The organism is Mesorhizobium sp. M0276 (assembly GCF_040321755.1).
GTDB lineage: Bacteria > Pseudomonadota > Alphaproteobacteria > Rhizobiales > Rhizobiaceae > Mesorhizobium.
Window position 1 is genome coordinate 37,560 of the sequence record NZ_JAMYSC010000028.1, and the last position, 23,365, is coordinate 60,924.

Genomic DNA, 23,365 nt, shown 5'->3' on the forward strand with positions numbered 1-23,365 from the left:
ATGAACCCTGATGCTCGGGGCTGTGCCCTAATAACGCAACACCTGACGCAGTATCTGCCCGCCGCGTTCGACCGTAAAGCGCCACCAGCGCGTATCAGTCTTGGCCGCCAGTTCCAGGGTCGCCGCGGTGTCGATGGTGGTGCCATTCACCTCGCGCACGATATCGCCCGGCTGGAAGCCGAAATCGGCGGCCGGCGAATCGCGGTTGATATCCACCACAGTGACACCTTTGATATCAGTGCGCAGGCCGAGCCGCTGGGCGAGCCGGGGCGACAGTTCCGCGACCTTGGCGCCCGAAAAAGGGCTGCGACCATGCAGGGTCACTTCGGCAGCCTTCATGCCCTCCGGAGCGCGCTCCAGCGCGATGTCCATCGCCGCCTGCTGGCCCTTGGTCAGAACCGCGAAATTGGCGGTGGTGCCGATCGACAACGTCGCCATCCGGTAGTCCAGCGCTTCGATGCTCTCGACCGGTTTGCCATTGAGCTGCAGCACGACGTCGCCGGGCTTGAGCCCCGCCTTGGCGGCCGGTCCGGTCGCCTCGACCGACGAGACCAATGCACCGGTCGGCTTTTCCATGCCGAGCGATTCGGCGATCTGCGGCGTCACCGCTTCGAACTCGGCGCCGATATAGGGCCGCTCGAAGAAGTCGAGCCCGGCCTTGGCGGCGTCGGCGAAGGCGCGAACCATGTTCGAGGGAATGGCGAAACCAATGCCGATCGAACCACCGCCGCGGCTATAGATGGCCGTGTTGATGCCGACCAGTTGGCCGCCCATGTTGATCAGCGCGCCGCCGGAATTGCCGGGGTTGATGGCGGCATCGGTCTGGATGAAGAAGCTGGAATCCGACACGCCGATATGGCTGCGGGCAAGTGCCGAGACGATGCCGCTGGTGGTGGTCTGGCCGACACCGAAGGGGTTGCCGATGGCCAGCAGCAGATCGCCGACCTCAAGCGCGTCGGAATCGCCGATCGCAATCACCGGAAACGGCTTGTCGGAGGCGATCTTGAGCACGGCAAGATCGAACGTCTCGTCCTTGAGCAGCACCTTGCTGTCGAATTCACGCCCGTCCGCGGTCGCCACCTTGACCTGATCGGCATCCTTGATGACGTGGTAATTGGTGACCACGACGCCGGTTGTGTCGACCAGCACGCCGGAGCCGAGCGACGACTGGGCGCGCGGCTGCGAGCGGCCGAAGAATTCCTCGAAGAACGGATCGCCATCGAAGGGCGATGTCACCTTGGCGGTCTGCGAGGCATAGACATTGACCACGGCCGGCGCCGTCTGCTTGACCAGCGGAGCGAACGACAGCTGCACCTCCTCACGACCGAACGGCACGCGCTTGTCCGGACCAGAGGTAGCGTTTTCGCCTTCGACGCCGTGCAGCAGATCGGTCAGCACGTCCGACAGGCCGGGATCGGTCTTGGTCTCCTCGGCCAATGCCTGCCTGACCACCGGTGCGGCCGCAAACGCCGTCATGGCGAAGAGCAGGACAAGGGACAGTCGGGTGGCGCGCATTCACGAATCCTCCAAGGCGAGTTCGGGGCCATTGTCCCGACGATTGTGCAAAATGAAAGGCTAAGCCGCCGAAATCCGATTATTTCGGCCAAAGACCCTTGGTTCCGGCCAGAAATCGGCTCTGGCCGCAAGTTTCTGCTTTCAGAAACAAAAAGGGGCCCGCAGGCCCCTTTGAATTCCAGGATAGACCGAGCCTTATGCGGCTGCGGCGTCCGCTTCGGTGCCTTCGGCTTCGATGCGGGCGCGGTCGCCAGCGCCCTTGGCCGAGGTGTCGCGATCGACGAACTCGATGACGGCCATGGCGGCGTTGTCGCCGTGGCGGAAGCCCGCCTTCATGATGCGCAAATAGCCGCCGTTGCGGGTGGCGTAGCGCGGTGCGATGGTGTCGAACAGGCGCTTGACGACGCCTTCATTGCCGATCTGCGCGATCACCTGGCGGCGGGCGTGCAGGTCGCCGCGCTTGCCGAGCGTCACCAGCTTCTCGACGATCGGACGCAAATCCTTCGCCTTCGGCAGGGTGGTGACGATCTGCTCATGCTCGAGCAGCGACACGGCGAGGTTGGCGAACATCGACTTGCGATGGCTAATGCTTCGGGCGAAGCGACGGCCTTTGAAACCGTGGCGCATGGCTCTTTTCCTTCTTCAGTTGTTCAAGAGGCCGAGGCCCCTGATGGTTTTCCGCATGACCGTCGGATCGAGCGGCCCACGCCGCCGATCCTTGGAATTCATGCTCAATATTGATCTTCGTAACGCTTGGCGAGGTCTTCGATGTTTTCCGGCGGCCAGTCCGGCACTTCCATGCCGAGGTGCAGGCCCATCGCTGCCAGGACTTCCTTGATCTCGTTCAGCGACTTGCGGCCGAAGTTCGGGGTGCGCAGCATCTCGGCTTCGGTCTTCTGGATCAGGTCGCCGATATAGACGATGTTGTCGTTCTTCAGGCAGTTGGCCGAACGCACCGAAAGCTCGAGCTCGTCGACCTTCTTGAGCAGCGCCGGGTTGAAGGCGAGCTCGGTGACGGCCTCGGTGGCGACTTCCTTCTGCGGCTCGTCGAAGTTGACGAACAGGCCAAGCTGGTCCTGCAGGATGCGGGCGGCGAAAGCCACCGCGTCCTCGCCGGTGATCGAACCGTCGGTCTCGATCGTCATGGTCAGCTTGTCATAGTCGAGAACCTGGCCCTCGCGGGTGTTCTCGACCTTGTAGGAGACCTTCTTGACCGGCGAATAGAGGCTGTCGACCGGGATAAGACCGATCGGAGCGTCTTCGGCGCGGTTGCGGTCGGCCGGCACGTAACCCTTGCCGGTGTCGACGGTGAATTCCATGCGGATTTCCGCACCCTCGTCGAGCGTGCAGATGACGTGGTCGGGGTTGAGGATCTCGACGTCGCCAACCGTCTGGATGTCGCCGGCGAGAACCGCACCCGGTCCCTGCTTGCGAACGACCATGCGCTTGGGGCCATCGCCTTCCATGCGGATAGCGATTTCCTTGATATTCAAGACGATGTCGGTCACGTCTTCGCGCACGCCGGCGATGGACGAGAATTCATGCAGAACGCCGTCGATCTGCACGGCGGTAACGGCCGCACCGCGCAGCGAAGACAAAAGCACGCGACGCAGCGCGTTGCCCAGCGTCAGGCCAAAGCCACGCTCGAGCGGCTCGGCGACCAGCGTGGTCAGAGTCTTCTTCTTCGACGAGAACTCGATCTTGTTCGGCTTGATCAGTTCCTGCCAATTTTTCTGGATCATGATGCTTTCCTTCCGTTGACCCGCCACCATCCAATCGTGGCGGGCGACCTGGAATGCCGTGGAGGAGCGCCCCAAGGGCGCTCGCGCGACGTTCGGTAAATTGCTTAGACGCGGCGCTTCTTGCGCGGGCGGCAGCCATTGTGCGGGATCGGCGTCACATCACGGATCGATGTGATGGTGAAGCCGGCCGCCTGCAGGGCGCGCAGCGCCGATTCACGACCCGAGCCAGGTCCGCAGACCTCGACCTCGAGCATGCGCATGCCGTGTTCCTGGGCCTTCTTGGCAACATCTTCGGCAGCCATCTGGGCAGCGAACGGGGTCGACTTGCGCGAACCCTTGAAGCCCTGGGCACCGGCCGACGACCAGGCGATCGAATTGCCCTGCGCGTCGGTGATGGTGATCATCGTGTTGTTGAAGGTCGAATTGACGTGGGCAACGCCCGACGAAATGTTCTTGCGTTCGCGACGGCGAACACGGGCGGCTTCCTTGGCCATGATGGTCCTTTCAGTTGATCTCTACACCGCCGTAATGCCAGCGGCTCCACCTGGAGAGCGAGTAGTGAGTAGGGAATAGCGAATAGGGATTCCTACTCGCTATTGGCTACTCGCTATTCGCTCGCTTACTTCTTCTTGCCGGCGATCGACTTGGCCGGACCCTTGCGGGTGCGCGCATTGGTATGCGTGCGCTGGCCGCGGACCGGCAGCGAGCGGCGGTGACGCAGGCCACGGTAGCAGCCGAGGTCCATGAGCCGCTTGATGTTCATCGAGACTTCGCGACGCAGGTCGCCCTCGACCTGATAATCACGGTCGATGGCTTCGCGGATCTGCAGCACTTCCGCGTCGGTGAGCTGGTTGACGCGACGTTCGGCCGGGATGCCGACCTTGTCGACGATCTCCTGGGCGAACTTTTTGCCAATGCCGTGAATGTACTGAAGCGCGATGACGACGCGCTTGTTGGTCGGAATGTTGACGCCGGCTATACGAGCCATGTTCTTCTCTTCTCCATGTGGGCCGGCCAACCTTCAGAAAGGCGGGTCCGGCGCTATCTTAAGTTGCCCCGCGTCCGGTGGAGGCCGGCCCATGCGGGAGTTTCCAGTTCAAAGCGACTGCCTTGCCCTTGCGGACAAGCAAAGTCCATGCCTGATAGGAAGACGGGCCGCCATACCGCAGCGAACCGCCTCCGTCAAGTGTAATCGTTAATTTCCCCGCGTTGCGTTCTTGAGCACCGCTTGGATCTGCTCCGTCACCGCATCGATATCGGCCATGCCGTCGACGCTCCGGAGCTTGCCCTTGGCATAATAGTAGCCAATCAGAGGCGACGTCTTCTTGTAGTACTCTCGCAGACGCTCCTCGAACACAGCCGGATTGTCGTCCTTGCGAACAGGCAGACCGGCTGCCTGTGCCTCGTCGGCGCGCTTGACGATCCGGCCGATCAGCGCCTTATCGTCAACGACAAGCTCAATGACGGCATCGAGCCCCTGGGAGCGATTCGAAAGCATCTGCTCGACCGCGTCAGCTTGCACCAGCGTCCGCGGATATCCGTCGAGGATGAACCCATTGGCGCAGTCGGCCTGATCGATACGCTCGGCGACGATCGCGTTGACGATGGCGTCGGACACCAGCTCACCAGCATCCATCACCGCCTTGGCGCGCTTGCCGACTTCGGTGCCAGCCTGGACAGCAGCACGCAGCATGTCGCCCGTCGAGAGCTGGGGTATGCCGTGTCTTTCTACCAGTCTTTGTGCTTGTGTCCCCTTGCCCGCCCCTGGCGGCCCAAGCAATATCAACCTCATCTGGCTTTCTTCCCCCCGCGCAGCTTCGACTTCTTGATCAGGCCTTCATACTGATGCGCAATCAGGTGACCCTGAATCTGCGCAACCGTATCGAGCGTGACACTGACCACGATCAGAAGCGATGTGCCACCAAGGTAGAATGGTACGCCAGTCGCCGAGATAAGGAACTCCGGCAGCAGGCACACCAGCACCAGATAGATGGCGCCGACGACGGTGATGCGGGTGAGAACGTAGTCGATATAATCGGCGGTGCGCTCGCCCGGACGATAGCCCGGGATGAAGCCGGAATGCTTCTTGAGCTGGTCGGCGGTGTCCTTCGGGTTGAAGACAATCGCAGTGTAGAAGAAGGCGAAGAACACGATCATCGCCGCGTAGAACGCCATGTAGAGCGGCTGGCCGTGGCCGAGCGAGGCCAGAATCGTGCTTGCCCAGGCCGGCATGTTCGTCGTCTGCGAGAAGCCGGCGACCGTGGCCGGCAGCAGCAGCAGCGACGAGGCGAAAATCGGCGGAATGACGCCCGACGTGTTGAGCTTCAGCGGCAAGTGCGAGGTATCGCCCTGGAACATCCGGTTGCCGACCTGGCGCTTCGGATACTGGATCAGCAAGCGGCGCTGGGCGCGCTCGAAGAACACGATCAAGGCGATGACGACGATGGCGAGCACGATGATCGCCAGGATCAGGCCGGTCGACAGCGCGCCGGTGCGGCCAAGCTCAAGCGTGCCGGAGATGGCATGCGGCAGGCCGGCGACGATGCCGGAGAAAATGATGAGCGAAATGCCGTTACCGATGCCGCGAGCGGTGATCTGCTCGCCGAGCCACATCAGGAACATGGTGCCGCCGACCAGCGTGACGACGGTCGAGATGCGGAAGAACATGCCGGGATCGCTGACGATGCCGTTGCCGTTCTCCAGGCCCACCGAAATGCCATAGGCCTGAACCAGCGCAAGCAGCACGGTGCCGTAGCGCGTGTATTGGTTGATGACCTTGCGGCCCTGTTCGCCTTCCTTCTTCAGCGATTCCAGCGAAGGGATGACCGAGGTCATCAGCTGCATGATGATGGAGGCGGAGATGTAAGGCATGATGCCGAGTGCAAAGATCGCCATGCGCTGTACGGCGCCGCCGGCGAACATGTTGAACATGCCCAGCACGCCCTTGCTCTGCGAGGAGAAGGCCTGGGCGAAGGCGTCGGGGTTGATGCCGGGAAGCGGAATATAGGTGCCGAGGCGATAGACCAGCAGCGCGCCGATCGTGAACCAGATGCGTTTCTTCAGATCCTCCGCTTTGGCGAAGGCCGAGAAATTCAGATTCGAGGCTAATTGTTCAGCAGCCGAAGCCATGCCTGATTCTCCGCTTGGTAACGCTTGATGGCCCTTGAGGTCAGGCGGTGCGTTTCACCGAAGCCCACGAGATAAGCTCCGGGCTCTAAACATGCAAGCGGCCGCGTGGATGCGGCCGCTTGATTAGGCAGATCAAAGCGCAATCGTGAGCAAAAACCGATCCCACTCCTGCCGATCGCGCATCAAATTGCCGTTATTCGGCAGCTGCCTTTTCCGGCAGTTTGACCGAGCCGCCGGCCTTTTCGATCTTCTCGATCGCGGCCTTGGAGGCGCCGGCAACGTCAAAGGCGAGCTTCGCCTTGATCTCGCCGTCCGAGAGGATGCGCACGCCGTCCTTGACGCGGCGGATGACGCCGGCGGCAACCAGCGATTCGGCCGTCACGGTTGCCTTGGCGTCGAGCTTCTTGGCGTCGATGGCCACCTGGATGCGGGCTAGCGAGACGACGGTGAAGCTCTTGGCGAAGATGTTGTTGAAGCCACGCTTCGGCAGGCGCCGGTAGAGTGGCATCTGGCCACCCTCGAAGCCGTTGATGGCGACGCCGGAGCGCGCCTTCTGGCCCTTGACGCCGCGACCGCCGGTCTTGCCGGAGCCTGAGCCGATACCACGGCCGAGACGCTTCTTGGAGTGCGTCGCGCCGTCATTGTCACGCAGATCGGTGAGTTTCATCTGAGTTCTCCTGCGCTCTGGCTCAGCCCTCGTCCACAACGCGGACGAGATGCTGGACGGCAGCGATCATGCCGCGCACGGAGGGCGTATCTTCCAGCGTGCGCTGCTTGTGCATCTTGTTGAGGCCGAGGCCGACCAGCGTCGCGCGCTGTTCCTTCGGACGGCGGATCGGCGAACCGATCTGCTCAACGGTGATGGTCTTGGTTGCTTTCTTGGCCATGGTCAAAATCCCTGGTCAGATCGACTATTCTTCAGCCGCAACGGCGGTGCCGCGGCGGGCCTGAAGGGTCGAATACTTGATGCCGCGAGCAGCAGCCACATCCTTGGGATGCATCTGGCTCTTCAGCGCGTCGAAAGTGGCGCGAACCATGTTGTAAGGGTTCGACGAACCCATCGACTTGGCGACCACGTCATGCATGCCGAGCGTCTCGAAGACAGCGCGCATCGGGCCACCGGCGATGATGCCGGTACCCTGCTTGGCAGCGCGCAGCAGCACGCGTCCGGCGCCCCAGCGTCCTTCGACGTCGTGGTGCAGCGTACGGCCCGAGCGCAGCGGCACGAAGATCATGTCGCGCTTGGCCGATTCAGTTGCCTTGCGGATAGCTTCCGGCACTTCGCGCGCCTTGCCGTGACCAAAGCCGACGCGGCCCTTCTGGTCACCGACGACGACGAGCGCTGCAAAACCGAAGCGACGGCCGCCCTTGACGACCTTGGCGACGCGGTTGATGTGGACGAGCTTGTCCACCATGCCGTCATCGCGTTCTTCACGATCGCGGCCGCGGCCGCCATCCCTACGTTCCTGTGCCATATCCTGTTCCTTGTTTTTTTCCGGAAGCACGGTTGCTGATAAGATCCGGTGCCTCTGTGGGTCACCGGGGCGAAATTTTAGAAGCTCAGACCACCTTCGCGGGCAGCCTCGGCGAGCGCCTTGACGCGGCCGTGATAGATGTAAGCACCGCGGTCGAAGACGACTTCCTTGACGCCAGCCTTGGTGGCGCGCTCGGCGATCAGCTTGCCGATCGCGGCGGCGGCGGCGGTGTCGGCGCCGGTCTTGAGCGAACCCTTGAGGTCCTTCTCGAGCGTCGAAGCAGCGACGATGGTGTGGCCCTTGGCGTCGTCGATGACCTGCACATAGATGTTCTTCGACGTGCGGTGAACAGACAGACGCGGACGCTCGCCGGCGACCTTCTTGATCTGGCGGCGGACGCGCTGCGCACGGCGCTGAGTGGCTTCCTTGGTACCCATGATAATCTTCCTTGCCTTCACAAAACGGGGGCCGCCATGTGCGGTAGGCGAAAGCGCCTCCCGCGACCGCTCCCCGCGGCGTTACACTTCTTTGGCCCTGGTCCTTTCCGAAAGTCTGCAACTTTTCGGAGCCAAGCCCACTACTTCTTCTTGCCTTCCTTGCGGACGATCTTCTCGCCAGCGTAACGGACGCCCTTGCCCTTGTAAGGTTCGGGGCCGCGGTATTCGCGAATTTCGGCCGCAACCTGGCCGACCTGCTGCTTGTCGATGCCTGCCACGGTGATTTCGGTCGGCTTCGGTACGGTGATCGTGATGCCCTGCGGCGTCTCGTAGACGACGTCATGGCTGAAGCCAAGTGCCAGCTGCAGGTTCTTGCCCTGAAGTGCCGCGCGATAGCCGACGCCGGTGATCTCGAGCTTCTTCTCGAAACCGTCCTTGACGCCCTGCAGGATGTTGACGATCTGCGTGCGCGACATGCCCCACTTGGAGCGGGCGGTCTTGGTCTGGTCGCGCGGCTGGACAGCGATCTCGCTGCCTTCCATCTTGACCAGAACTTCGTCGTTCACCACGAACTTCAGCTCACCCTTGGGGCCCTTCGCCGTCACGGTCTGGCCGTTGACGGTCGCGGTCACGCCCTGCGGCAGCGAAACGGGTTTCTTTCCAATACGAGACATTTTGTTGTCCTCGTCACTTCTCTTGTTTCAGGTCTCTGTCTTCGGGGATGATCCCGAAGACCGGATTCCACTTTTTCCGATCACACGCCAGATCAGAAGATCTGGCAGAGGATTTCACCGCCGACGTTCTGTTCACGCGCTTCGTGGTCGGCCATCACGCCCTTCGGTGTCGAAAGGATGGCGATGCCGAGGCCGTTGGCGACCTGCGGAATCGACTTGGCCGAAACATAGACGCGGCGGCCTGGCTTCGAGACGCGGGCGATTTCGCGCACGACCGGCGCGCCGTCGAAATACTTCAGCTCGATCTCGATTTCGGACTTGCCGTTGTCGAAGTCGGTCTGGCTGTAATCGCGGATATAGCCTTCAGCCTTCAGCACGTCGAGGACGCGGGTGCGCAGGCGCGAAGCCGGCGTCGAAACGCTCGACTTCTTGCGGCCATACGCGTTGCGGATGCGGGTCAGCATATCGCCGAGAGGATCGCTCAATGACATGTTATGTCCTCCTTACCAGCTCGACTTGACCAGGCCCGGGATCTGGCCGTTGTTGCCGAGATCACGAAGCGCGATGCGCGATACTTTGAGCTTGCGATAGTAGGCACGCGGACGACCGGTGACTTCGCAGCGGTTGCGGATGCGGATCTTGGCCGAGTTGCGCGGCAGGGCAGCAAGCTTCAGCTGAGCGCGGAAGCGCTCCTCCATCGGCTTGGACTGATCCATGATGATCGCCTTGAGGGCAGCCCGCTTGGGACCGTACTGGTCGGCAAGCTTGCGGCGCCTGTTGTTCTTCTCGACTGAGCTGGTCTTTGCCATTTCAGATTTTTCCTTTTCTCGCTGCCGTTACTGGCGGAAGGGGAAGTTGAAGGCCTTGAGCAATGCCCTGGCTTCGTCGTCCGTCTTCGCAGTCGTACAAACGATGACGTCCATGCCCCAGATCTGATCAACCTTGTCGTAGTTGATCTCCGGGAACACGATGTGTTCCTTGATACCCATGGCGTAGTTGCCACGGCCATCGAAGCTCTTCGGATTCAGTCCGCGGAAGTCGCGGACGCGCGGCAGTGCGATGTTCACGAGGCGGTCGAGGAACTCGTACATGCGTTCCTTACGCAGCGTGACCTTGGCGCCGATCGGCATCTTCTCGCGGACCTTGAAGCCGGCGATCGAGTTGCGGGCGCGGGTGACGACGGCCTTCTGGCCGGCGATCATCGCCAGGTCTTCGGCCGCGATCGAAGGCTTCTTCGAATCCGCGGTCGCTTCGCCAACGCCCATGTTCAGCACGATCTTGTCGATGCGGGGAACCTGCATCTCGTTGTCGTAGCCGAACTGCTCCTGCAGCGCCTTGCGGATGGTCTCGTTGTAGACCTGCTTGAGGCGCGGCGTGTTCTGGGCCTTGGACTGTTTGCTTTCAGCCTTGGGCTTCGTGGTTTGAGCCTTAGCCATTGATGACTTCTCCCGAGCGCTTGGCGACGCGCACCTTCTTGCCGTCCTTCTGGAAGATGAAACCGACGCGGGTCGGCTTGCCATCCTTGGGGTCGGCCAGCGCGATGTTCGACAGCTGGATCGGCGCTTCCTTGGTGATGATCCCGCCCTCTTGGGACTGGGACTGCTTCTGGTGACGACGGATCATGTTGACGCCGCGCACCAACGCGGTGTCTTCCTTCGGCTGTACCGAGAGGACTTCGCCCGAACGGCCCTTGTCCTTGCCGGCCAGCACGACGACCTTGTCGCCTTTTCTAATCTTTTGCATTGGTCCGGCTCCTTACAGCACTTCAGGCGCGAGCGAGATGATCTTCATGTGGTTCTTGGCGCGGAGTTCGCGCGGAACCGGTCCGAAGATACGCGTGCCGATCGGCTCTTTCTTGTTGTCGACGAGAACGGCCGCGTTCTTGTCGAAACGGATCACGCTGCCGTCCGGGCGGCGGATGTCCTTGGCCGTGCGAACCACGACCGCCTTCATCACATCGCCCTTCTTCACGCGGCCGCGCGGGATGGCTTCCTTGATCGACACCACGATGATGTCGCCCACGGAAGCGTATTTCCGCTTCGAGCCGCCCAGCACCTTGATGCACATGACACGACGGGCGCCGGAATTATCAGCGACGTCGAGGTTTGTTTGCATCTGAATCATGACTGGCCGCCTTCTTCTTTTCTAACGGGATGGGCCTCAAAGCCCCTCCCCGGTCTGTCCAAAATTCGTTGTTTGCGCCCGAGGTCAGGCTTGGTCCGAAGACACGACGATCCAGCGCTTGTCCTTGGAAATCGGCTTCGATTCCTGGATGAACACCTGATCGCCAACCTTGTGGGCGTTGTTCTCGTCGTGCGCCTTGTACTTCTTGGTCATGCGCACGGTCTTCTTCATCACGGGATGCGTGAAGCGCCGTTCGACCTTGACGACAACCGTCTTCTCGTTCTTGTCGCTGACGACGGTGCCCTGCAGAATGCGCTTTGGCATGGTTTTCGTCCTTAAGCCTTCTTAGCCGCGGACTTTTCCGCAGCGATGGTCTTGATACGCGCAATGTCCTTACGGACCTGTCTCACGCGCGCGGTCTTCTCAAGCTGGCCGGTGGCCTTCTGGAAGCGCAGGTTGAACTGCTCCTTCTTCAGGCTGGCCAGGTCGTCGGTCAGCTGGTCCTGGGTCTTGGTCCGGATGTCTTCGGCTTTCATGATCAGCCCGTCCTTATTCTGCGATGCGCTGCACGAAGCGCGTCTTGACCGAGAGCTTGGCCGCGCCGAGACGCAGTGCCTCACGGGCGGTTTCTTCATTGACGCCGTCGATCTCGAACATGATGCGGCCCGGCTTGACGCGCGCCGCCCAGTAGTCGACCGCGCCCTTGCCCTTACCCATGCGGACTTCGGTCGGCTTCGAAGTGACCGGCACGTCCGGGAAAATGCGGATCCAGACGCGACCAGCGCGCTTCATTTCACGCGTGATCGCGCGGCGTGCCGCCTCGATCTCGCGCGCGGTAACGCGGTTCGGCTCAAGCGCCTTCAGCCCGAAACCGCCGAAATCCAGATTGGTGCCGCCCTTTGCGGTACCATGGATACGGCCCTTGAACTGCTTGCGGAACTTTGTGCGCTTTGGCTGCAGCATCGTTCTAACTCCAAATTCCTAAATGTCTCAGGCGTTTTCGCGACGACGACCGCGTTCGCGATCACCACCACCGCCATGCGCAGCATCGCCCTCGGTCGCACGACGCTCCGAAGCCATCGGGTCGTGCTCGAGGATCTCGCCCTTGAACACCCAGACCTTGACGCCGCAGATGCCATAAGCGGTGTGCGCTTCGGCCGTGCCGTAGTCGACGTCAGCACGCAGCGTATGCAGCGGCACGCGGCCTTCGCGATACCATTCCATGCGCGCAATCTCGGCGCCGCCAAGACGGCCGGCACAGTTGATGCGAATGCCTTCGGCACCGAGGCGCATGGCCGACTGAACGGCACGCTTCATGGCGCGGCGGAACGCGATACGACGCTCAAGCTGCTGGGCGATCGACTGGGCGACCAGGGTCGCGTCGATTTCCGGCTTGCGCACTTCAACGATGTTGAGGTGCGTCTCGGACTTCGTCATCTCCATCAGCTTCTTGCGAAGCTTCTCGATGTCGGCGCCCTTCTTGCCGATGATCAGACCCGGGCGCGCGGCATGGATGGTGACGCGGCACTTCTTGTGCGGACGCTCGATCACGACCTTCGAGATGGCAGCCTGCTTGAGCTCCTTCTCCAGATACTTGCGGATCTTGATGTCCTCATGCAGCAGCTTGCCGTACTCGCCGGTGTTCGCGAACCAGCGCGAATCCCAGGTGCGGTTGATGCCGAGGCGAAGACCGATCGGATTGACTTTCTGGCCCATTATGCGGCCTCCCCTTTTTCTTCGACTTCACGAACGACGATCGTGAGGTGCGAGAACGGCTTCTCGATACGGCTGGCGCGACCACGGCCACGGGCATGGAACCGCTTCATGACGATCGACTTGCCGACATAGGCTTCCGCCACGATCAGTGCATCGACATCCAGGTCGTGGTTGTTTTCCGCGTTGGCGATTGCCGATTCCAGCGTCTTCTTGACCGTGCCGGAAATCCGCTTGGCCGAGAATTCGAGATCGGAAAGCGCTGTCGCGACCTTCTTGCCGCGGATCAGCGCGGCAACCAGGTTCAGCTTCTGCGGGCTGATACGGATCGTGCGCAACACGGCGCGCGCTTCGTTATCAGCAAGCCTGCGCGGAGCTTTGGCCTTGCCCATGATTATTTCCTCTTCGCCTTCTTATCCGCGCCGTGACCGTAATAGGTCCGGGTCGGAGCGAATTCACCGAACTTGTGACCGACCATGTCCTCGTTCACCGAGACGGGAACATGCTTCTGGCCGTTGTAGACACCGAAGGTGAAGCCGACGAACTGCGGCAGGATGGTGGAGCGACGGCTCCACATCTTGATCACCTCATTGCGACCACCTTCACGAACCTTGTCCACCTTCTTGAGAAGGTAGCCGTCAATGAAGGGGCCTTTCCAAATCGAACGAGTCACTTGGCGTTACCTCTTCTTAGCTCTTGCGCTGATGGCGCGAGCGCAGGATGAACTTGTCGGTCGCCTTGTTGGACCGCGTCTTCTTGCCCTTGGTCGGCTTGCCCCAAGGCGAAACCGGATGGCGGCCGCCCGAAGTGCGGCCTTCGCCGCCGCCGTGCGGATGGTCGACCGGGTTCATGGTCACGCCGCGATTGTGCGGACGCTTGCCACGCCAGACCGTGCGACCGGCCTTGCCGTCATTGATGTTGCCGTGGTCCGGATTGGACACGGCGCCGACAGTGGCCATGCAGGAGCCGTGAACGACACGCTGCTCGCCCGAGTTGAGGCGCAGGATCGCCATGCCCTGGTCACGACCGACCAGCTGACCATACCCACCGGCCGAACGGGCGACCTGAGCGCCCTTGCCCGGCTTCAGCTCGATGTTGTGGACGATGGTGCCGACCGGCATCGAAGCCAGCGGCATCGCATTGCCCGGCTTCACGTCGACCGCTTCGCCGGAGACGATCTTGTCGCCGGGAGCCAGACGCTGCGGAGCGATGATGTAGGACAGCTCGCCATCGTCATACTTGATCAGCGCGATGAAGGCGGTGCGGTTCGGATCGTATTCGATGCGCTCGACCGTGCCGACAACGTCGAACTTGCGGCGCTTGAAGTCGATGATGCGGTACGAACGCTTGTGGCCACCGCCGATGAAGCGGGCGGTGATGCGGCCGTGGTTGTTGCGGCCGCCCGACTTGGTCAGGCCTTCGGTCAGACCCTTGACGGGCTTGCCCTTGTAAAGGCCGGAGCGGTCGACGATGACCAGCTGACGGGTGCTGGGCGTTACCGGGTTGAATTTTTTCAGTGCCATGTTTGTTGTCCTCGCGGCCTTGCTCAGAGACCCGTCGCGACGTCGATCGACTGGCCATCTGCCAGCGTCACGATCGCCTTCTTGACGTCGCTCTGGCGGCCAACCGTGCCACGGAAGCGCTTGATCTTGCCCTTGCGGACAAGCGTGTTCACGGCCATCACCTTGACGCCGAACAGCGCTTCGACGGCGGCCTTGATTTCCGGCTTCGACGCCTTCTTGGCGACGTTGAAGACGACCTGGTTCTGCTCGGAGGCCATGGTCGACTTTTCGGTGATCGCCGGCGAGACGATCACGTCATAATGACGAAGGTCGGTCATTTAAAGCGCTCCTCGAGAGCCTCGACGGCGGCCTTCGAAAGGACCAGCGTGCCGCGGCGCAGAATGTCGTAGACGTTGATGCCCTGGATGGGCAGCACGTCGATGTTGGGGATGTTCGTCGCCGCCAGCTTGAAATTCTTGTCAAGCTCGGCGCCGCCGATCAGCAGGGCGTTGGTCAGGCCCAGCGTCGCGAAATTCGCGATCAGCGCCTTCGTCTTGGCCTCGGTCAGCTTCAGCTCATCGATGATGATGATCGACGCGCTCTTGGCCTTGGCCGAGAGAGCATGCTTGAGGCCGAGAGCGCGAACCTTCTTCGGCAGTTCGTGCTCGTGGCTGCGAACGACCGGGCCGTGGGCCTTGCCGCCGCCGCGGAACTGCGGAGCGCGTGCCGAATGGTGGCGGGCGCGGCCCGTACCCTTCTGCTTGTACATCTTGGCGCCGGTGCGCGCGATCTCGGCGCGGCCCTTGGCCTTGTGCGTGCCCTGCTGTTTCTTGGCGAGCTGCCAGCGCACGACGCGCTGCAGGATGTCCTCGCGCGGATCAAGGCCGAAAATCTCCTCGGAGAGTTTCACCTTGCCGGCGTCCTTGCCGCCAAGCGTTGTGATCTTGAGATCCATTATTCCGCTCCCTCTGTGGCCGGAGCCTCGTTCTTAGCAGCTGCCGCAACGGCGCGGATCGCGGCAGGCTTCGGCGCATTGGCCGGCAGTGCCACCTTGGCCGCATCGCGGACCAGGATCCAGGCGCCCTTCGATCCGGGAACCGCACCGCGGATCAGGATCAGGCCGCGATCGGCATCGGTCGAGACGATCTCGACATTCTGCGTGGTGACGCGGGTGTCGCCCATGTGGCCAGCCATATGCTTGCCCTTGAACACCTTGCCCGGGTCCTGGCGCTGGCCGGTCGAACCGTGCGTACGGTGCGAGACCGAGTTGCCGTGCGTCGCGCGGCCACCGCCCATGTGGTGGCGCTTGATGACGCCCTGGAAACCCTTGCCGATCGTCGTGCCCGTCACATCGACCTTCTGGCCGGCGACGAAATGCTCGACGGTGATCTCGGCGCCGACGTCGATCATGTTGTCGGCGGAGACGCGGAACTCGGCGACCTTCGCCTTCGGCTCGACGGAAGCGGTCGCGAAATGGCCGCGCATCGCCTTCGACGTGTTCTTCACCTTGGCAAGGCCAACGCCGAGCTGAACGGCGGTGTAGCCATTCTTCTCTTGCGTGCGCTGGGCCACGACCTGGCAGTTCTCCATCTGGAGAACGGTGACGGGAACATGTTCCCCGGCATCGTTGTAGATGCGGGTCATTCCCACCTTCTTTGCAATCACACCTGAACGCATCGGTTCAATTCCTTTAGAGTTCCGGGCCAGGGGCACCGCCCCTTACCGCGCTCTCATTCCCTTAGAGCTTGATCTCGACGTCGACACCGGCGGCCAGATCGAGCTTCATCAAAGCATCGACCGTCTGCGGGGTCGGATCGACGATGTCGAGCAGACGCTTGTGCGTGCGCATCTCGAACTGCTCGCGGCTCTTCTTGTCGACGTGAGGCGACCGGTTGACCGTGAACTTTTCGATCCGCGTCGGCAGCGGAATGGGGCCGCGGACGTTGGCACCGGTGCGCTTGGCCGTCGACACGATTTCCTTCGTCGAGGCGTCGAGCACGCGGTGGTCAAACGCCTTCAGGCGGATGCGGATATTCTGTCCGTTCATGCGTCACTTCCTTGTTCTGGCGCGGCGCGGGCAGCGCCCGCGACAGATCGGTTTAAGTCCAAATTACTCTTTGATGGTGACGACGATGCCGGCACCGACGGTGCGGCCGCCTTCACGGATGGCGAAGCGCAGCTTCTCTTCCATGGCGATCGGCACGATCAGCTCGACATCGACGGTGATGTTGTCGCCCGGCATCACCATCTCGGTGCCTTCCGGCAGCGACACGATGCCGGTCACGTCGGTCGTGCGGAAGTAGAACTGCGGACGGTAGTTGGTGAAGAACGGCGTGTGACGGCCACCTTCGTCCTTGGTCAGGATGTAGGCTTCGGCCACGAACTTCTTGTGCGGCTTCACCGTACCGGGCTTAGCCAGGACCTGGCCGCGCTCGACACCTTCACGGTCGACGCCGCGCAGCAGCGCGCCGATGTTGTCGCCGGCCTGGCCCTGGTCGAGCAGCTTGCGGAACATCTCGACGCCGGTGCAGGTCGTCTTGGTCGTCGGACGGATGCCGATGATCTCGAGTTCCTCGCCGACCTTGACCACGCCGCGCTCGACGCGGCCGGTGACGACCGTGCCGCGGCCGGAGATCGAGAACACGTCCTCGATCGGCATCAGGAACGGCTTGTCGAGCGGACGAACCGGCGTCGGGATGTAGGCATCGACCGCAGCCATCAGCTCGCGGATCGCGTCCTCGCCGATCTTCTTGTCCGAATCTTCAAGAGCCGCCAGCGCCGAACCCTTGACGATCGGAATGTCGTCGCCGGGGAACTCGTTCTTGGTCAGAAGCTCGCGCACCTCGAGCTCGACCAGTTCGAGCAGCTCGGCGTCGTCGACCTGGTCGACCTTGTTCAAGAACACCACGATCGACGGCACGCCGACCTGACGGGCAAGCAGGATGTGCTCGCGGGTCTGCGGCATCGGGCCGTCGGCGGCCGACACGACCAGGATCGCGCCGTCCATCTGCGCCGCACCGGTGATCATGTTCTTCACATAGTCGGCGTGGCCGGGGCAGTCGACGTGAGCGTAGTGGCGGTTGGCCGTCTCGTATTCGACGTGCGCCGTCGAGATCGTGATGCCGCGCGCCTTTTCCTCAGGCGCAGCGTCGATCTGGTCGTAGCGCTTGTACTCGCCAAAATACTTGGTGATCGCCGCCGTCAGCGACGTCTTGCCATGGTCGACGTGGCCAATCGTGCCGATGTTCACGTGAGGCTTGTTACGCTCGAATTTACCTTTGGCCATAATCGTTCTCCGTCTATTCTACCCGCTTGGGGGAAATTGTTATTCGCTCTTCAGATCCGGATCGCTCAAGGGAGGCGACGCCGGCGGCTAAAGAACCCTTACGCGTATTTCTTCTGGACTTCCTGAGCCACCGCCGTGGGGACCGGCTCATAGTGATCGAACTGCATCGTGTAGGCCGCACGGCCCTGGCTCATCGAGCGCAGGTTGTCGACATACTTGAACATGTTGGCGAGCGGCACCATCGCGTTGATGACCACAGCCACGCCACGCGCTTCCTGGCCCTGGATCTGGCCGCGACGGCCATTCAGATCGCCGATGACGCTGCCGACGTAGTCTTCCGGCGTCACCACTTCGACCTTCATGATCGGCTCGAGCAGCTGCACGCCAAGCTTGGGTGCGGCTTCGCGGAAGCAGGCGCGGCCGGCGATTTCGAAGGCCAGGACGCTGGAGTCAACATCGTGGTAAGCACCATCGATCAGCGTCGCCTTGACGCCGATCATCGGGAAGCCCGCGAACGGACCCGAAGTCATGACGCTGTTGATGCCCTTTTCGACGCCGGGGATGTATTCCTTCGGCACGGCGCCGCCGACGATCTTGGTCTCGAATTCAAACTCGCTGCTGTCCGGGTTCGGCTCGAAGACGATCTTGACCCGGGCGAACTGACCAGTACCACCGGTCTGCTTCTTGTGGGTGTAATCCTGCTCGTGCCTGCGGGTGATCGTCTCGCGATAGGCCACCTGCGGCGCGCCGACATTGGCCTCGACCTTGAACTCGCGACGCATGCGGTCGACGATGATGTCGAGGTGAAGCTCGCCCATGCCGGAGATGATGGTCTGGCCGCTTTCCTCGTCGGTCTTGACGCGGAAGGACGGATCCTCGGCGGCCAGGCGGTGAAGGGCGAGGCCCATCTTTTCCTGGTCGTTCTTGGTCTTCGGCTCGATCGCGATCTGGATGACCGGATCGGGGAATTCCATGCGCTCGAGGATGACCGGATGCAGCGGGTCGCTGAGCGTGTCGCCGGTGGTCGTGTCCTTGAGACCGGCCAGAGCGACGATGTCGCCGGCAAAAGCCTCTTCGACGTCGGCGCGCGAATTCGCATGCATCTGCAGCATGCGGCCGATGCGCTCCTTCTTGCCCTTCACGGTGTTGTCGACCGAAATGCCCTTGGTCAGCTTGCCCGAATAGATGCGGGCAAAGGTCAGCGAACCGACGAACGGGTCGTTCATGATCTTGAAGGCGAGCATCGACAGCGGCTCGTTGTCGTCGGCGTGACGCTCGATCTCGGCGTCGGTCTTGGCATCGACGCCCTTGATGGCAGGAACATCGGCCGGCGACGGCAGATATTCGACGACGGCGTCGAGCAGCGGCTGCACGCCCTTGTTCTTGAAGGCCGAGCCACAGAACATCGGGTAGAACTTCACCGCGATGGTGCCCTTGCGGATCAGCGCGCGGATTTCGTCATTCGACGGCATCTTGCCTTCGAGGTAATTCTCAAGCGCCGTCTCGTCCATTTCGACGGCGGCCTCGATCATCTTCTCGCGGTATTCCTCGGCACGAGCCTTGAGGTCGTCCGGGATCTCGACGACATCCCAGGCGGCGCCCAGCGTCTCGTCGCGCCAGACCAGCGCGTTCATCTCGACGAGGTCGACAACGCCCTTGAACTCGGTCTCAGCGCCGATCGGCAGCTGCATGACAACGGCGTGAGCACCAAGGCGCGAACCGATCATCTCGACCGAGCGATAGAAGTCGGCGCCGATCTTGTCCATCTTGTTGCAGAAGATCATGCGCGGAACGCGGTACTTGTCGGCCTGACGCCAGACAGTTTCCGTCTGCGGCTCAACACCGGCGTTGGCATCGAGCAACGCGATAGCGCCGTCGAGAACGCGCAGCGAACGCTCGACTTCGATGGTGAAGTCGACGTGGCCGGGAGTGTCGATGATGTTGAAGCGGTGCATCTTGCCGTCACGAGCCTTCCAGAAGGTCGTGGTCGCGGCGGACGTGATGGTGATGCCGCGCTCCTGCTCCTGCTCCATCCAATCCATGGTGGCAGCGCCGTCGTGGACTTCGCCGATCTTGTGCGACTTGCCCGTATAATAGAGGACGCGCTCGGTGGTCGTCGTCTTGCCGGCGTCAATATGCGCCATGATACCGAAATTGCGGTAGTCTTCGATTTTGTATTCGCGGGCCATCGTAGCTGCCTCTCAGTCTCGTTCGCGCTTTACCAGCGGTAGTGCGCGAAAGCGCGGTTGGCTTCAGCCATCTTGTGGGTGTCTTCACGCTTCTTGACGGCGGTGCCGCGGTTGTTGGCCGCATCCATCAGCTCGCCGGAAAGGCGGTCGACCATCGTGGTCTCGTTGCGGTTGCGGGCCGCGGCGATCAGCCAGCGAATGGCCAGTGCCTGGCGGCGCTCGGGGCGCACGTCGACCGGAACCTGGTAGGTGGCGCCGCCGACACGACGCGAACGCACTTCCACATGCGGCGCGACATTGTCGAGCGCCTGATGGAAGACGGTGACCGGCTCCTGCTTGGTCTTCGACTGAACCTGGTCGAGCGCGCCGTAGACGATGGTCTCGGCAACCGACTTCTTGCCGTCATACATGACGGCGTTCATGAACTTGGTGACGATCAGATCGCCGAACTTCGGGTCCGGATTGATCTCACGCTTTTCTGCACTGTGACGACGCGACATGGCTTTTGTCTCTCAATCTCATAGCCCGACGCACTCAAGCAGCGCCAAGGCCGGAAAATCTTACTTCGAGCGCCTTACTTCGGGCGCTTGGCGCCGTACTTCGAACGGCGCTGCTTGCGGTTCTTCACACCCTGCGTGTCGAGCACGCCGCGGATGATGTGATAGCGAACGCCCGGAAGATCCTTGACGCGGCCGCCGCGGATCATCACCACGGAGTGCTCCTGAAGGTTGTGACCTTCGCCGGGGATGTACCCGATCACTTCAAAACCATTGGTCAGGCGGATCTTGGCCACCTTGCGCAGCGCCGAGTTCGGCTTCTTCGGCGTCGTTGTATAGACGCGCGTGCAGACGCCCCGCTTCTGCGGGTTCTGCTGCATGGCCGGGACCTTGTTGCGCTTCACCGGCGCAATGCGCGGCTTGCGGATCAGCTGGTTGACGGTAGGCATTAAACCCTCTTGTCTCTCAATTCCGTGTCTCGCCCGGTCAGGGCCGCTCAAAGCGTCATTTCCATACGCAAATTCGGGCCACGAACCGCGCCTCGCGGTCTTGCCCGAACAAATCGCAGAGGAAGCGGAAGCCGCTTCGTGCACGCCGGAAATGTCTTTTCGCTCGTAAAACGAACCCTGTTTGAGGCAAACTCCAAAGCGTGTCGCTTCGGAAGGGAGAGCCTCACATCGGTTCTGACTGGGCGGCTTCTACTCGTAAGACCGCGAACCGTCAAGCCCGGAGCGCCAAATATTGCGCGCCAATCAAGGCTCGGCAGCCATGCGAAAAACGCATGTAATTTTCTTTCGCAATTTTGCAAGGGCGAGGAAGAAAGTGCCAAGCCTTAGCAAAGTGAACGGCTTTGCGCTGTTGCGCGGCTCTTCTTCATGCGAAAAGGCCGCATGAGCAGTCACAACCCCCTCGCCCGACCCCATATCGCCAAGAGGAATCGGCCCGTGAACGACAATGAAGAACGCCCGGTCACCATCATCACCGGCCGGGTGTGGAAGAAAAAGGGCGGCAAACCGGAAGGCGTCCACGTCATGCTGGTCGCACCCGACGACGATTCGGCGGTGCGCCGGGCACTCGAATCGCTTGCCACGGAAGGCTACGCCGAGGCCGAGCTCGACCAGATCGGCGACATGGACGGCGTGCCTGACGAAGAGCCGCATCTTTCCGCCTTCCAGGGCGCGCTCGAAGGCGAAGTGTCGATCGTCACCTTCGACGTGCCGATCTGAACCCAGGCCTCGGCCCAGCTTTCGAATCGGTTGCCGAGGCGAATCGGCGATCTAGGCTTCCTGGCCGACGAAAGCCGGCGCTCAGATCGAGGAAGACTGAGGTTGGCCTGTCGGCTTGCCCGGGGCAAGTGTTCTGATAAGAAGCCATCACCATCATTCAATCAGACGGAGTGGCCGTGTCCCAGCCCATCAACATAGGCATCGTCGGCGTCGGCAAGATCGTCCGCGACCAACACCTTCCGGCCCTGGCGAAAGACCGGAACTATCGCCTGGTCGCTGCTGCCAGCCGGCACGGCAAGGTGGAAAACATCCCGAATTTCCCCGATATCGAGGCGATGCTCGACGCCGTACCCGAGCTCGAGGCCGTCTCGCTCTGCATGCCGCCGCAGTTCCGCTACGACGCTGCGCGCACGGCGCTGACGGCGAAGAAGCATGTCTTCCTGGAAAAGCCGCCAGGCGCCACGGTCAGCGAAGTCGAGAACCTCAAGGCATTGGCCGCGCAGAACGGCGTCTCGCTGTTCGCCAGCTGGCACTCGCGCTACGCGCCGGCGGTCGAGGCCGCGCGGGCCTTCCTGAGCTCGGCGCGTATCAGCTCGGCCGCCATCAACTGGAAGGAAGACGTGCGCCGCTGGCACCCGAACCAGGAATGGATCTGGGCCCCCGGCGGCTTCGGCGTCTTCGATCCCGGCATCAACGCGCTGTCGATCGCCACTCACATCCTGCCGCCGATGTTCATCACTTCGGCGGTGCTGGATTTTCCCGAAAACCGCGCATCGCCGGTTGCCGCCCACGTCACCTTCCGCACCTCAAACGGGTTGCCGGTGACGATGGACCTCGACTGGCTGCAGACAGGCCCGCAAAGCTGGGACATCCTGGCCGAGACCGACAAGGGCGCGATGGTGCTTTCGGGCGGCGGCTCGAAGCTCGCCATCGACGGCAAGGTGATTCATGAAGAGCCCGAAGCGGAATACCCGATGCTCTACCGACGATTCGCCGAGATCGTGCGTGCCGGCACCTCCGACGTCGATCTCGCGCCGCTCCAGCACGTCGCCGACGCCTTCATGCTCGGCAAGCGCAACGTGGTCGAGGCGTTCTTCGATTGAACAGGGGTAGGTCGACCTTTCACCGGTCGGCCGTCAATTGACGACCGCAATGGCAAAGCCGTCATAGCCCTTCGCGCCGACCGTCTGGATGGCGGTGCCGTCAAGCCGCTTCTCGCTGCCGATGAACGAGAACGCAGCGCGTGCGCCTTCTACATTGGCGTCGCGGCCATCCTCATTCAGCACGGCACCGTCGCGGATGACGTTGTCGCAGATGATAACGGTTCCGGGCCGGGACAGCCGCATGGCCCAGGACAGATAGTGCGGATTGTTCGGCTTGTCGGCGTCGATGAAGATGAGATCGAACGGCCCTGCGTTCCCGGCACCCAACGCGGCAAGGGACTCAAGGGCCGGCCCGACCCGCAGGTCCACCCGGCCCGACACCCCTGCCCGCTCGAAATTCGATCGCGCGACCTTTGCATGGTGCTGATCGAGTTCGAGCGTCACGATCCTGCCGTCGGCGGGCAATTCCCTTGCCATCCAGATGGTCGAGTACCCACCAAGCGTGCCGATCTCCAGCACGTTCTTGGCGCCGCGGATACGCACCAGCAACGACAACAGTTTGCCTTGCGCGGCCGAGACATCGATCGCAGGCAAACCCTGATCGTGGTTGGCCGCCAGAACGGCATCAAGAACGGGGTCTGAATCAAAAAGGGAGGCGACGATATAATCGTCGACACCGGCCCAGGTCTTTTTGCTCATGGCTTTCTCCTCAGATGCGGATGTGGAAGCCTAAAGCGTGTCGCGTCTGAACGG

The 23,365-nt window shown here is 62.0% G+C and carries 35 protein-coding genes; 2 read left to right on the forward strand and 33 right to left on the reverse strand.

All coding sequences use genetic code 11. The annotated features are described in order from the left end of the window. Window positions 1-27: 27 nt before the first annotated feature. The 32 genes from NKJ01_RS21635 to rpsL all read right to left on the reverse strand — a co-directional run bounded on the left by NKJ01_RS21635 (window position 28) and on the right by rpsL (window position 20,732). Window positions 28-1,515, reverse strand: coding sequence for a Do family serine endopeptidase (locus tag NKJ01_RS21635; RefSeq protein ID WP_023757966.1), 1,488 nt, complete (start codon window positions 1,513-1,515; stop codon window positions 28-30). Between the two features lie 195 nt (window positions 1,516-1,710). Beyond that, window positions 1,711-2,142, reverse strand: coding sequence for a 50S ribosomal protein L17 (gene rplQ / locus NKJ01_RS21640; RefSeq protein ID WP_027044984.1), 432 nt, complete (start codon window positions 2,140-2,142; stop codon window positions 1,711-1,713). Between the two features lie 104 nt (window positions 2,143-2,246). Then, the gene (locus tag NKJ01_RS21645; protein ID WP_352487615.1) at window positions 2,247-3,257 is read right to left on the reverse strand and encodes a DNA-directed RNA polymerase subunit alpha; all 1,011 of its coding nucleotides are present in this window, start codon (window positions 3,255-3,257) and stop codon (window positions 2,247-2,249) included. A gap of 104 nt (window positions 3,258-3,361) precedes the next feature. Continuing rightward, entirely contained in the window at window positions 3,362-3,751 is a 390-nt protein-coding gene (gene rpsK, locus NKJ01_RS21650; protein ID WP_006205444.1) for a 30S ribosomal protein S11, read from the reverse strand. A 125-nt stretch (window positions 3,752-3,876) separates the two neighbouring features. Then, entirely contained in the window at window positions 3,877-4,245 is a 369-nt protein-coding gene (gene rpsM, locus NKJ01_RS21655) for a 30S ribosomal protein S13 (protein ID WP_023757968.1), read from the reverse strand. A 207-nt stretch (window positions 4,246-4,452) separates the two neighbouring features. Then, the gene (locus tag NKJ01_RS21660; RefSeq protein WP_352730818.1) at window positions 4,453-5,049 is read right to left on the reverse strand and encodes an adenylate kinase; all 597 of its coding nucleotides are present in this window, start codon (window positions 5,047-5,049) and stop codon (window positions 4,453-4,455) included. Next, window positions 5,046-6,386, reverse strand: a complete 1,341-nt coding sequence (gene secY / locus NKJ01_RS21665; RefSeq protein ID WP_023757970.1) for a preprotein translocase subunit SecY — start codon at window positions 6,384-6,386, stop codon at window positions 5,046-5,048. Before secY ends, NKJ01_RS21660 begins: the two co-directional genes overlap by 4 nt. A gap of 193 nt (window positions 6,387-6,579) precedes the next feature. Further along, window positions 6,580-7,053 carry a 50S ribosomal protein L15 gene (gene rplO, locus NKJ01_RS21670; protein ID WP_023757971.1) on the reverse strand — a complete coding sequence of 158 codons (474 nt, stop codon included), beginning with the start codon at window positions 7,051-7,053 and terminating at the stop codon, window positions 6,580-6,582. Window positions 7,054-7,075: 22 nt separating this feature from the next. Continuing rightward, entirely contained in the window at window positions 7,076-7,273 is a 198-nt protein-coding gene (gene rpmD, locus NKJ01_RS21675) for a 50S ribosomal protein L30 (protein WP_006205449.1), read from the reverse strand. Window positions 7,274-7,297: 24 nt separating this feature from the next. Next, entirely contained in the window at window positions 7,298-7,861 is a 564-nt protein-coding gene (rpsE, locus tag NKJ01_RS21680; RefSeq protein ID WP_006333394.1) for a 30S ribosomal protein S5, read from the reverse strand. A 77-nt stretch (window positions 7,862-7,938) separates the two neighbouring features. After that, window positions 7,939-8,298 (reverse strand): 50S ribosomal protein L18, encoded by a 360-nt coding sequence (rplR, locus tag NKJ01_RS21685; protein WP_112395070.1) that lies wholly within the window; start codon window positions 8,296-8,298, stop codon window positions 7,939-7,941. Between the two features lie 140 nt (window positions 8,299-8,438). After that, the gene (gene rplF / locus NKJ01_RS21690; RefSeq protein ID WP_013531432.1) at window positions 8,439-8,972 is read right to left on the reverse strand and encodes a 50S ribosomal protein L6; all 534 of its coding nucleotides are present in this window, start codon (window positions 8,970-8,972) and stop codon (window positions 8,439-8,441) included. Between the two features lie 92 nt (window positions 8,973-9,064). Next, window positions 9,065-9,463 (reverse strand): 30S ribosomal protein S8, encoded by a 399-nt coding sequence (rpsH, locus tag NKJ01_RS21695; RefSeq protein WP_013531431.1) that lies wholly within the window; start codon window positions 9,461-9,463, stop codon window positions 9,065-9,067. A gap of 12 nt (window positions 9,464-9,475) precedes the next feature. Further along, complete coding sequence (gene rpsN / locus NKJ01_RS21700; RefSeq protein ID WP_010909282.1) at window positions 9,476-9,781, reverse strand: 30S ribosomal protein S14; 306 nt, start codon at window positions 9,779-9,781, stop codon at window positions 9,476-9,478. Window positions 9,782-9,808: 27 nt separating this feature from the next. Next, window positions 9,809-10,408 carry a 50S ribosomal protein L5 gene (gene rplE / locus NKJ01_RS21705; RefSeq protein ID WP_013531429.1) on the reverse strand — a complete coding sequence of 200 codons (600 nt, stop codon included), beginning with the start codon at window positions 10,406-10,408 and terminating at the stop codon, window positions 9,809-9,811. Then, window positions 10,401-10,715: a 50S ribosomal protein L24 gene (gene rplX / locus NKJ01_RS21710; protein ID WP_013531428.1), complete on the reverse strand. Its 315-nt coding sequence runs from the start codon at window positions 10,713-10,715 to the stop codon at window positions 10,401-10,403. Before rplX ends, rplE begins: the two co-directional genes overlap by 8 nt. Before the next feature lie 12 nt (window positions 10,716-10,727). Then, window positions 10,728-11,096, reverse strand: a complete 369-nt coding sequence (gene rplN, locus NKJ01_RS21715; RefSeq protein ID WP_006205457.1) for a 50S ribosomal protein L14 — start codon at window positions 11,094-11,096, stop codon at window positions 10,728-10,730. 84 nt (window positions 11,097-11,180) lie between these two features. Beyond that, the gene (gene rpsQ, locus NKJ01_RS21720) at window positions 11,181-11,420 is read right to left on the reverse strand and encodes a 30S ribosomal protein S17 (RefSeq protein ID WP_010909280.1); all 240 of its coding nucleotides are present in this window, start codon (window positions 11,418-11,420) and stop codon (window positions 11,181-11,183) included. Between the two features lie 11 nt (window positions 11,421-11,431). Beyond that, a complete protein-coding gene (gene rpmC / locus NKJ01_RS21725; RefSeq protein WP_006205459.1) occupies window positions 11,432-11,632 on the reverse strand; it encodes a 50S ribosomal protein L29 in 201 nt (66 codons plus the stop codon). 13 nt (window positions 11,633-11,645) lie between these two features. Further along, on the reverse strand, window positions 11,646-12,059 hold the full coding sequence (rplP, locus tag NKJ01_RS21730; protein WP_013531427.1) for a 50S ribosomal protein L16: 414 nt from the start codon (window positions 12,057-12,059) through the stop codon (window positions 11,646-11,648). 27 nt (window positions 12,060-12,086) lie between these two features. Continuing rightward, window positions 12,087-12,812: a 30S ribosomal protein S3 gene (gene rpsC, locus NKJ01_RS21735; protein ID WP_023672753.1), complete on the reverse strand. Its 726-nt coding sequence runs from the start codon at window positions 12,810-12,812 to the stop codon at window positions 12,087-12,089. Continuing rightward, on the reverse strand, window positions 12,812-13,201 hold the full coding sequence (rplV, locus tag NKJ01_RS21740) for a 50S ribosomal protein L22 (protein ID WP_006205462.1): 390 nt from the start codon (window positions 13,199-13,201) through the stop codon (window positions 12,812-12,814). Before rplV ends, rpsC begins: the two co-directional genes overlap by 1 nt. A 2-nt stretch (window positions 13,202-13,203) precedes the next feature. Beyond that, window positions 13,204-13,482, reverse strand: coding sequence for a 30S ribosomal protein S19 (gene rpsS / locus NKJ01_RS21745; protein ID WP_006205463.1), 279 nt, complete (start codon window positions 13,480-13,482; stop codon window positions 13,204-13,206). Between the two features lie 16 nt (window positions 13,483-13,498). Beyond that, on the reverse strand, window positions 13,499-14,332 hold the full coding sequence (rplB, locus tag NKJ01_RS21750; protein WP_027026960.1) for a 50S ribosomal protein L2: 834 nt from the start codon (window positions 14,330-14,332) through the stop codon (window positions 13,499-13,501). Window positions 14,333-14,355: 23 nt separating this feature from the next. Beyond that, complete coding sequence (locus NKJ01_RS21755; protein WP_023757976.1) at window positions 14,356-14,649, reverse strand: 50S ribosomal protein L23; 294 nt, start codon at window positions 14,647-14,649, stop codon at window positions 14,356-14,358. Then, window positions 14,646-15,266, reverse strand: a complete 621-nt coding sequence (gene rplD / locus NKJ01_RS21760; protein ID WP_023757977.1) for a 50S ribosomal protein L4 — start codon at window positions 15,264-15,266, stop codon at window positions 14,646-14,648. The genes NKJ01_RS21755 and rplD overlap by 4 nt, the downstream gene beginning before the upstream one ends. Further along, window positions 15,266-15,988: a 50S ribosomal protein L3 gene (rplC, locus tag NKJ01_RS21765; RefSeq protein WP_023757978.1), complete on the reverse strand. Its 723-nt coding sequence runs from the start codon at window positions 15,986-15,988 to the stop codon at window positions 15,266-15,268. Before rplC ends, rplD begins: the two co-directional genes overlap by 1 nt. Window positions 15,989-16,049: 61 nt before the next feature. After that, window positions 16,050-16,358 carry a 30S ribosomal protein S10 gene (rpsJ, locus tag NKJ01_RS21770; protein ID WP_010909272.1) on the reverse strand — a complete coding sequence of 103 codons (309 nt, stop codon included), beginning with the start codon at window positions 16,356-16,358 and terminating at the stop codon, window positions 16,050-16,052. A gap of 63 nt (window positions 16,359-16,421) precedes the next feature. Continuing rightward, complete coding sequence (tuf, locus tag NKJ01_RS21775; protein ID WP_013531404.1) at window positions 16,422-17,597, reverse strand: elongation factor Tu; 1,176 nt, start codon at window positions 17,595-17,597, stop codon at window positions 16,422-16,424. Between the two features lie 98 nt (window positions 17,598-17,695). Then, window positions 17,696-19,786: an elongation factor G gene (gene fusA / locus NKJ01_RS21780; protein ID WP_023762913.1), complete on the reverse strand. Its 2,091-nt coding sequence runs from the start codon at window positions 19,784-19,786 to the stop codon at window positions 17,696-17,698. A gap of 29 nt (window positions 19,787-19,815) precedes the next feature. Further along, complete coding sequence (gene rpsG, locus NKJ01_RS21785; protein WP_008875664.1) at window positions 19,816-20,286, reverse strand: 30S ribosomal protein S7; 471 nt, start codon at window positions 20,284-20,286, stop codon at window positions 19,816-19,818. A gap of 74 nt (window positions 20,287-20,360) precedes the next feature. Then, window positions 20,361-20,732, reverse strand: a complete 372-nt coding sequence (rpsL, locus tag NKJ01_RS21790) for a 30S ribosomal protein S12 (protein ID WP_006333356.1) — start codon at window positions 20,730-20,732, stop codon at window positions 20,361-20,363. Window positions 20,733-21,227: 495 nt separating this feature from the next. On the opposite strand from rpsL, the gene NKJ01_RS21795 reads away from it, so the two are divergent. Next, window positions 21,228-21,509 (forward strand): transcriptional regulator, encoded by a 282-nt coding sequence (locus NKJ01_RS21795; RefSeq protein WP_352730823.1) that lies wholly within the window; start codon window positions 21,228-21,230, stop codon window positions 21,507-21,509. A gap of 176 nt (window positions 21,510-21,685) precedes the next feature. Then, entirely contained in the window at window positions 21,686-22,612 is a 927-nt protein-coding gene (locus NKJ01_RS21800; RefSeq protein WP_352730825.1) for a Gfo/Idh/MocA family protein, read from the forward strand. A 33-nt stretch (window positions 22,613-22,645) separates the two neighbouring features. On the opposite strand, the gene NKJ01_RS21805 is transcribed toward NKJ01_RS21800, so the two are convergent. Further along, the gene (locus tag NKJ01_RS21805; protein WP_352730827.1) at window positions 22,646-23,311 is read right to left on the reverse strand and encodes an O-methyltransferase; all 666 of its coding nucleotides are present in this window, start codon (window positions 23,309-23,311) and stop codon (window positions 22,646-22,648) included. Between the last annotated feature and the right edge of the window lie 54 nt (window positions 23,312-23,365).

Coding starts and splice junctions, on each gene's coding strand:
- NKJ01_RS21635 (WP_023757966.1), bottom strand. CDS start 1,515: ATGCGCGCCACCCGACTGTCCCTTGTCCTGCTCTTCGCCATGACGGCG.
- rplQ (WP_027044984.1), bottom strand. CDS start 2,142: ATGCGCCACGGTTTCAAAGGCCGTCGCTTCGCCCGAAGCATTAGCCAT.
- NKJ01_RS21645 (WP_352487615.1), bottom strand. CDS start 3,257: ATGATCCAGAAAAATTGGCAGGAACTGATCAAGCCGAACAAGATCGAG.
- rpsK (WP_006205444.1), bottom strand. CDS start 3,751: ATGGCCAAGGAAGCCGCCCGTGTTCGCCGTCGCGAACGCAAGAACATT.
- rpsM (WP_023757968.1), bottom strand. CDS start 4,245: ATGGCTCGTATAGCCGGCGTCAACATTCCGACCAACAAGCGCGTCGTC.
- NKJ01_RS21660 (WP_352730818.1), bottom strand. CDS start 5,049: ATGAGGTTGATATTGCTTGGGCCGCCAGGGGCGGGCAAGGGGACACAA.
- secY (WP_023757970.1), bottom strand. CDS start 6,386: ATGGCTTCGGCTGCTGAACAATTAGCCTCGAATCTGAATTTCTCGGCC.
- rplO (WP_023757971.1), bottom strand. CDS start 7,053: ATGAAACTCACCGATCTGCGTGACAATGACGGCGCGACGCACTCCAAG.
- rpmD (WP_006205449.1), bottom strand. CDS start 7,273: ATGGCCAAGAAAGCAACCAAGACCATCACCGTTGAGCAGATCGGTTCG.
- rpsE (WP_006333394.1), bottom strand. CDS start 7,861: ATGGCACAGGAACGTAGGGATGGCGGCCGCGGCCGCGATCGTGAAGAA.
- rplR (WP_112395070.1), bottom strand. CDS start 8,298: ATGGGTACCAAGGAAGCCACTCAGCGCCGTGCGCAGCGCGTCCGCCGC.
- rplF (WP_013531432.1), bottom strand. CDS start 8,972: ATGTCTCGTATTGGAAAGAAACCCGTTTCGCTGCCGCAGGGCGTGACC.
- rpsH (WP_013531431.1), bottom strand. CDS start 9,463: ATGTCATTGAGCGATCCTCTCGGCGATATGCTGACCCGCATCCGCAAC.
- rpsN (WP_010909282.1), bottom strand. CDS start 9,781: ATGGCAAAGACCAGCTCAGTCGAGAAGAACAACAGGCGCCGCAAGCTT.
- rplE (WP_013531429.1), bottom strand. CDS start 10,408: ATGGCTAAGGCTCAAACCACGAAGCCCAAGGCTGAAAGCAAACAGTCC.
- rplX (WP_013531428.1), bottom strand. CDS start 10,715: ATGCAAAAGATTAGAAAAGGCGACAAGGTCGTCGTGCTGGCCGGCAAG.
- rplN (WP_006205457.1), bottom strand. CDS start 11,096: ATGATTCAGATGCAAACAAACCTCGACGTCGCTGATAATTCCGGCGCC.
- rpsQ (WP_010909280.1), bottom strand. CDS start 11,420: ATGCCAAAGCGCATTCTGCAGGGCACCGTCGTCAGCGACAAGAACGAG.
- rpmC (WP_006205459.1), bottom strand. CDS start 11,632: ATGAAAGCCGAAGACATCCGGACCAAGACCCAGGACCAGCTGACCGAC.
- rplP (WP_013531427.1), bottom strand. CDS start 12,059: ATGCTGCAGCCAAAGCGCACAAAGTTCCGCAAGCAGTTCAAGGGCCGT.
- rpsC (WP_023672753.1), bottom strand. CDS start 12,812: ATGGGCCAGAAAGTCAATCCGATCGGTCTTCGCCTCGGCATCAACCGC.
- rplV (WP_006205462.1), bottom strand. CDS start 13,201: ATGGGCAAGGCCAAAGCTCCGCGCAGGCTTGCTGATAACGAAGCGCGC.
- rplB (WP_027026960.1), bottom strand. CDS start 14,332: ATGGCACTGAAAAAATTCAACCCGGTAACGCCCAGCACCCGTCAGCTG.
- NKJ01_RS21755 (WP_023757976.1), bottom strand. CDS start 14,649: ATGACCGACCTTCGTCATTATGACGTGATCGTCTCGCCGGCGATCACC.
- rplD (WP_023757977.1), bottom strand. CDS start 15,266: ATGGATCTCAAGATCACAACGCTTGGCGGCAAGGACGCCGGCAAGGTG.
- rplC (WP_023757978.1), bottom strand. CDS start 15,988: ATGCGTTCAGGTGTGATTGCAAAGAAGGTGGGAATGACCCGCATCTAC.
- rpsJ (WP_010909272.1), bottom strand. CDS start 16,358: ATGAACGGACAGAATATCCGCATCCGCCTGAAGGCGTTTGACCACCGC.
- tuf (WP_013531404.1), bottom strand. CDS start 17,597: ATGGCCAAAGGTAAATTCGAGCGTAACAAGCCTCACGTGAACATCGGC.
- fusA (WP_023762913.1), bottom strand. CDS start 19,786: ATGGCCCGCGAATACAAAATCGAAGACTACCGCAATTTCGGTATCATG.
- rpsG (WP_008875664.1), bottom strand. CDS start 20,286: ATGTCGCGTCGTCACAGTGCAGAAAAGCGTGAGATCAATCCGGACCCG.
- rpsL (WP_006333356.1), bottom strand. CDS start 20,732: ATGCCTACCGTCAACCAGCTGATCCGCAAGCCGCGCATTGCGCCGGTG.
- NKJ01_RS21805 (WP_352730827.1), bottom strand. CDS start 23,311: ATGAGCAAAAAGACCTGGGCCGGTGTCGACGATTATATCGTCGCCTCC.